The following is a 1,516-nucleotide window of genomic DNA, read 5'->3' as shown; positions in this document are numbered from 1 at the left end:
CAATTCCCAAGGGAAAGCGCTACACGCTTTTCCGGGAAGACCGCTCTACCCTTTTCCTGGAATTGTTTTAGCTCTTCGGGCTCAAGCCCACTTCAAACCACTTCTTCGACATCTGCGCGAGCGTACCGTCCGCGGCCATCTCGCCGAGCGCCTTGTTGAGGATCGCCTGAAGCTCGGGCTCCTGCTTGCGGATGCCCAGGCAAACATTTGACGCCATGATGGCGCCGACGAGACGCGGACCGCTTGTGATCAGCGTGCCGTTGCTCTTTGCCGCGCGGTCCCTCGCGAAGACGACATTGTCGGTCAAGGCAGGCTGTTTCGTGGCTTGCGCGCCATTAGCAAGGCGGCGGGCGCTGGTGTGCGCCAGACGACTTGATAGGCTTCTACTACATTGCTGGCCGTGACACTGAGCCCGGGAAGCGCGATCCAGGCCGGCGGCTGGCGTTCGAGCAGGCCGAGAATTGTGGCAATGCCCGTAGCAACGCCCTGATCGTGAGGCAGTTGCGCGGCGATGCCCTTGATCAGGCCTCCACCAACGAGGTCCGTGGCGACGTCGTTGCCGAGGTCGACTGTCGTCACCGGAATAGCCTTGCCCGCATCGCGGATCGCCGCGACGGCAGCGATTGCCGGCACGTCCCAGACGTCAAACAGTCCGGCGAGCTCCGGATTGGCCTGCAGCAAGTCGGCGGTCGCGGCTCTCGCTTGCGACACGTCGGCAAACTTGCCGCGAACCAGCGTCAGGTCGGGACGTCGAGCAGCCATCCATTTTCGGAAAGCAATCTCGCGCTCATGCGTCGCGAAGAAATCGATGCCATAGGCCAGAACGCCGACCTTTCCGCCCTGTGGTATATGTGGCGCCAGGAGTTCTGCGCCGATCTGACCGAGACCGAAATTGTCGCTGGAAACAACGCTGACGTAATCCTTGCCGGGCAGCATGCCGGTTGGGGCATTGTCGAGCAGCAACAGCTTCTTTCCGGCCGCCGATATTGCACGATGCGCGTCGGCGGCACGGTTGCTGCCGATTGGAATGGAGACCACCGCATCCACGGCTTCGCCGGCCAGCCGTTTCAGTTCCGAAATTTGCCGCTCGATGTCGAAGCCGCAGTCGACGACCTCGACCACCGCCGCTCCGTAGCGGCCAAGCGTGGTGACGATCCCGGCCAATTCCTCCTTAGCCCAGTCGCTCTTGGTGGTGTGGAGAACGATGGCGACCGAGAAGCGCCGGTTGCGGGCGAGATCGGCGTCGGCATTCGACAACCCGACCTGGTCGGCTGGAACCGCCCGTTCGCCATGCGGCCCAAGGCCGGTGATCGCCATTCCTCAACCCTCCCCAGGTTCACGCGGCCCGGCCGACTTGGCGATGCTATGCAAGCGCTCCTCCCGGTGGCCGTGGCTTTGCCGGGCGAGCGCTGGTTCCGAGTGCGGCCCGCGCGAGAAAATCCTTGAATTCCGGATGCTCACGCGGTGAACCGAGCGTAATCCACCCCTGCAGAAATTTCGCATCGAACAGTGCTTC

The 1,516-nt window shown here is 62.9% G+C and carries 2 protein-coding genes; both read right to left on the bottom strand.

Going from position 1 to position 1,516, the window contains the following annotated elements:
• Positions 1–67 precede the first annotated feature (67 nt).
• Entirely contained in the window at positions 68–307 is a 240-nt protein-coding gene (locus FJ980_RS31230) for a transporter substrate-binding domain-containing protein (protein ID WP_181167255.1), read from the bottom strand.
• The gene (locus FJ980_RS31225; protein WP_140547392.1) at positions 304–1,317 is read right to left on the bottom strand and encodes a substrate-binding domain-containing protein; all 1,014 of its coding nucleotides are present in this window, start codon (positions 1,315–1,317) and stop codon (positions 304–306) included. The genes FJ980_RS31230 and FJ980_RS31225 overlap by 4 nt, the downstream gene beginning before the upstream one ends.
• Positions 1,318–1,516: the final 199 nt, after the last annotated feature.

The sequence above is a fragment of the Mesorhizobium sp. B1-1-5 genome, assembly GCF_006443065.1.
GTDB lineage: Bacteria > Pseudomonadota > Alphaproteobacteria > Rhizobiales > Rhizobiaceae > Mesorhizobium.
Note: the sequence above shows the minus strand (reverse complement) of the source record. Positions and strands in the feature narration are given on the sequence as shown.

What these genes read in the sequence shown, in the direction of transcription:
- FJ980_RS31225 (WP_140547392.1), bottom strand. Translation starts at nt 1,317, where the DNA reads ATGGCGATCACCGGCCTTGGGCCGCATGGCGAACGGGCGGTTCCAGCC.